Below are 4,642 nucleotides of genomic sequence, written 5' to 3'. Positions count from 1 at the left end.
GAAGGCGCCAGCTACGTGGCCTTCGGCGCCTTCTTCGCCTCCTCGACCAAACCCGAGGCGCAGGTGGTGCCAGTCGACGTGGTGGCCCAGGCCCGGGTGTCGAAACGCACCTTCTACGAGCAGTTCCAGAGCAAGGACGCCTGCCTGCTGGCCCTGTGCGAAAAGCTGGCCGAGCGCACGCTGGCCGTGATGTCGGAAGGCGTGGTGCAGCACGCCACCTGGCAGGCGCAGCTGAGCTGGTCGATCGAGGCCTACCTGCAGCACATCCAGGTGCAACCGGCCCTGATCCGGACCCTGTGCATCGAACTGATGAACCTGGGGCCGGCCGGGCTGGCCGTGCGCCGCAGCATCCTCGACCGCTTTGTGCATTTCCTGCTGCAACAGGTCGAGACCTCGCGCCAGCGTGAAGCCGGCCAGGCCCCGCTGACCCCGCTGCTGGCCGTGGCCCTGGTGGGCGGGGTCAACGAGCTGATCCTGCACGCCATCGAACAGGGCCGAGCCGACCACCTGCGCGAACTCGCGCCCGAGGTGACCGGCTTCATCCGGGCGGTGTTGCTGGGCCTGGGCACCGCCCAGGCCTGACCCTTTCCGCGCTGAGGGGCGCCTCAGCCTTCGGCCACGCAACGCGCCACGATGGCGCCCAGGCGCTCGATCTCGACGCGCACCGTGTCGCCCTCCTTCAGGAACCTGGGCGGATCAAAGGCCGCGCCCACGCCGCTGCAGGTGCCGGTGAAGATCACATCGCCGGGCTCCAGCGTCATCACCTCGGTGAGCTGGGCGATCTGGTCCCAGATGTTGTGGATCATCAGGCGCGTGTGGGTGTGCTGGCGGCGCTCGCCGTTGACCCAGCAACTGAGCTCGAGCGCGTGCGGGTCACCCACCTCGTCGGCGGTGGTGAGCCAGGGGCCGAAGGGCGCGTGGGTGTCGAAAGACTTGCCCAGCGTCCACTGCGAGGTGCGCTTCTGGTAATCGCGCACCGAAACGTCGTTGCCCACGCAGTAGCCGAACACGACCTCGCTGGCGCGCTCGCGCGGCACATGGCGGCAGCGCTGGCCGATGATGGCCACCAGCTCGCCCTCGTAGTCGGTCATGCCCGACACGCGGGGCAGCACGATGGGATCGAAGGGCCCGTTGATGGCCGACGCCAGCTTGGGGAACCAGACCTGGTGGGCCGGCACCGTGCGGCTTTCGCCGATGATGCTTTCCTGCACGTGGTCGAGGTAATTGAGGCCGATGGCCAGGGCCTTGCCCGGGCGGGGCACGGGGGCCAGCAGGCGCACGGCGTCGAGCGTGGTGTCGGCCGGGGCGTCGAGCAGCGCGGCAACGCGGTCTTTCAACCTGTCCCACTGCGCGATCAGGTCGATCATGGGCTGGTGGGCCGAGAGCGCATCGCCCAGGGCGCGGCTCAGGTTGACGATGCCGGAGCCGTGGACCAGACCCAGTTGGGTCCGGCCGTCGAGTTCATAGGTACACAGGTGCATGACGGGCCTCTTGTTGTGGACACCGCCTGATCATGCCCTCAAAGGGCCCTGCGTGCAGAGGCCTGGGCTCAGCGGGCCGCGTTCAGCGCCAGGCGCGTGGCCTGGGCGGCCTGGCGGGCGGCGCTGGCGAAATCGTCGCCACTGCTGGCGTAGAGCACGGCGCGCGAGCTGTTGACCACGATGGTGCCGGTGATGGCGCCACTGGCGTCCGTCTTCAGGCCAGCCTTGACCGTGGCCACGGCGTCGCCACCCTGGGCGCCCACACCCGGGATCAGCAGGGGCAGCGTCGGGGCCAGTTCGCGCACGCGGGCGATCTCTTCCGGGAAGGTCGCACCCACCACCAGGCCCATCTGGCCGTTGGTGTTCCACGGGCCTTGCGCCTGTTTGGCGATGTGCTCGTACACGCGCGGCTGGCCTTCGATGTCGGCCAGGCGCAGGTTCTGCAGGTCGGAGCCCCCGGGGTTGGAGGTGCGGCACAGCAGGATCACGCCCTTGCCCGGGAAGCGCAGGAAGGGCTCCATGGTGTCGAAGCCCATGAAGGGCGACAGCGTCACCGCATCGGCCTGGTAGCGCGTGAACGCCTCCTGGGCGTACTGCTCGGCGGTGGAGCCGATGTCGCCGCGCTTGGCATCGAGGATCACGGGCACGCCCGGTGCCACACGGCGCATGTGGGCCATCAGGCGCTCGAGCTGGTCTTCGGCGCGGTGCGCGGCGAAGTAGGCGATCTGCGGCTTGAAGGCGCAGACCAGGTCCTTGGTGGCATCGACGATGGCGGCACAGAAATCGTAGATGCGCTCGGGCTGGCCCTTCCAGGCGCCCGGGAACTTCGACGGTTCCGGATCCAGGCCCACGCAGAGCAGGGAGTCGTTGCGTTGCTGCGCGCGCAGCAGTTGCTCGGTGAAGATCATGCGGGGCCTTGTCCTGTCTGCCTGTCCGTGTGGGTGCGCGTGTGTTGCCGGGGCGCTTACTTGCCGATGCGCTCGGCCAGCTCGATGGCCTTGCCGATGTAGTTGCCCGGGGTCATGGCCAGCAGGCGCGCCTTGTCCTCGTCAGGCAACTCCAGGGTCTGCACGAAGGCCTGGATGGACTCCTTCGTGATGGCCTTGCCGCGGGTCAGCTCCTTCAGGCGCTCGTAGGGGTTGGGCAGGGCGTGGCGGCGCATCACGGTCTGGATGGGCTCGGCCAGCACTTCCCAGGCGCTGTCGAGGTCGTCGGCCAGGGCCTGGGGGTTGACTTCCAGCTTGCCCAGGCCGCGGGCCAGGCTGTCGTAGGCCAGCAGGGCATAACCCAGGGCCACGCCCATGTTGCGCAGCACGGTGGAGTCGGTCAGGTCACGCTGCCAGCGGCTGATGGGCAGCTTCTGGCTCAGGTGGGTTAGCACGGCGTTGGCCAGGCCCAGGTTGCCTTCGGCGTTCTCGAAGTCGATGGGGTTGACCTTGTGCGGCATCGTGCTGGAGCCGATCTCGCCCGCCTTGGTGCGCTGCTTGAAGTAACCCAGGCTGATGTAGCCCCACACGTCGCGCGAGAAGTCGATCAGGATCGTGTTCGTGCGCGTGACGGCGTCGAACAGCTCGGCCATGTAGTCGTGCGGCTCGATCTGGATGGTGTAGGGGTTGAAGGTCAGGCCCAACTGGTTTTCGATGACGCCCTGGCTGAAGGCTTCCCAATCCTTCTCGGGGTAGGCCGAGAGGTGGGCGTTGTAGTTGCCCACGGCGCCGTTCATCTTGGCCAGCAGCTTGACCTCGGCGATCCGGTCGCGGGCGTTGGCCAGGCGGGCCACCACGTTGGCGATTTCCTTGCCCACGGTGGTGGGCGAAGCGGTCTGGCCGTGGGTGCGGCTCAGCATGGGGATGGCCGCGAACTGGTGGGCCATGCCGCTCAGGGTGCCGATCAGGGCGTCGACCGTGGGCAGGATGACCTGTTCACGCGCGGCCTTGAGCATCAGGCCGTGGCTGGTGTTGTTGATGTCTTCCGAGGTGCAGGCGAAGTGCACGAACTCGCCGGCCTTTTCCAGCTCGGGGTGGTTGGCAAAGCGCTGTTTGAGCCAGTACTCCACGGCCTTGACGTCGTGGTTGGTGGTCTTTTCGATGTCCTTGATGGCCTGGGCGTCGGCCTCGGCAAAGCGGGCCACGAGGCCGCGCAGGTAGCCTCGGGCGGCTTCGCTCAGGGGGGCGAACTCGGGCAGACCGGCGTCCGACAGGGCGATGAACCACTCCACCTCGACCTGCACGCGGCGGTGCATCAGGCCGAACTCGGACAGCAGGGGGCGCAGGGCCGAAACCTTGGAGGCATAACGGCCGTCCAGCGGCGACAGGGCGGAAAGGGCAGACAGGTTCATGGCGGGTCGCCGGTGGACTAGACCGGAAGGGGTTCTGGAAAGAAGCCGACAGTGGCTGTCGTGCTTCGGCCTGGCCCTGAGGTGGGCGCAGACGAACCCGCCATTTTAAGACAAGCTGGCCACGTGCGGCTGCGTCGTCAGGTGGCTGCCGTGCAGACTCGACAGCGAAGGCGCTGGCGACTGACCCGCGCGACGCGCTGCCTCGTGGGTGGGCCAATGGGCCTTGAGCACGTCGGCATCGACCCGGGTCCAGACCGAGAGGGCCTCGGTGCGCTGACGCCGAGAGGCCACCACGGCCCAGGGCCAGTAGAGCCCGGCCGTGAGCACCAGACACAGCAGGTTGCGCGCCTGCAGGGCCACATGGCCGGACACCGACAGCTCGCTGCGAAAGCGCAGATGGCGGCAGCCGGTGCGGCGCCAGACCAGGTTCTGCAACCGCGCCTGGGCGCAGGCCCATGCCGTCGCCAACACCAGGGCCGCACACACCGACACCGTGATCGAGAGCCCCTGGACACCGAGGTGCCCAGGCCCCTGCAACAGCACCACCGCCCCCATCGCACAGGCCGCCAGGCCCAGCACGAAGCTGCCTGCCAGGAAGGACCAGACCACGGTGCGCACCCAGGCCATGCGCAAGGCCGGCCTGTCAACCAGCCAGCGCAGGCCCAGCGGTCCCAGGCGCAGGTGTCCCTGCCGGTAGAGCAGCCACACCGCCAGGAAAGACGGCACGGCCAGCAGCCAAGCCCCCAGGGCCAGCCCCCAGGCCAGCCGCATCTGCAACTCGGCCAGCGACGCGCAGGGCGGGTCCGTGGGCGGCAGCCTGTTC

General features: G+C 68.5%; 5 protein-coding genes. 1 reads left to right on the top strand and 4 read right to left on the bottom strand.

Features of this window, described 5'->3' with window-relative positions; all coding sequences use genetic code 11:
• Window positions 1–582, top strand: a 582-nt coding sequence (locus QZ994_RS18860; RefSeq protein ID WP_290877331.1) for a TetR/AcrR family transcriptional regulator, incomplete at its 5' end; no start/stop codon positions are given.
• 23 nt (window positions 583–605) lie between these two features.
• On the opposite strand, the gene QZ994_RS18855 is transcribed toward QZ994_RS18860, so the two are convergent.
• From QZ994_RS18855 to QZ994_RS18840, 4 genes are all read right to left on the bottom strand, one after another.
• Window positions 606–1,481, bottom strand: a complete 876-nt coding sequence (locus QZ994_RS18855) for a fumarylacetoacetate hydrolase family protein (protein ID WP_290877328.1) — start codon at window positions 1,479–1,481, stop codon at window positions 606–608.
• Window positions 1,482–1,549: 68 nt separating this feature from the next.
• Window positions 1,550–2,389, bottom strand: a complete 840-nt coding sequence (gene pyrF / locus QZ994_RS18850; protein ID WP_290877325.1) for an orotidine-5'-phosphate decarboxylase — start codon at window positions 2,387–2,389, stop codon at window positions 1,550–1,552.
• A gap of 56 nt (window positions 2,390–2,445) precedes the next feature.
• Window positions 2,446–3,819, bottom strand: a complete 1,374-nt coding sequence (gene purB / locus QZ994_RS18845) for an adenylosuccinate lyase (RefSeq protein ID WP_290877322.1) — start codon at window positions 3,817–3,819, stop codon at window positions 2,446–2,448.
• Between the two features lie 105 nt (window positions 3,820–3,924).
• A partial coding sequence (locus QZ994_RS18840; RefSeq protein ID WP_290877319.1) for a DUF898 family protein occupies window positions 3,925–4,642 on the bottom strand: 718 nt, incomplete at its 5' end.

The organism is Aquabacterium sp., from assembly GCF_021768455.1.
Lineage (GTDB): Bacteria > Pseudomonadota > Gammaproteobacteria > Burkholderiales > Burkholderiaceae_C > Aquabacterium.
Note: the sequence above shows the minus strand (reverse complement) of the source record. Positions and strands in the feature narration are given on the sequence as shown.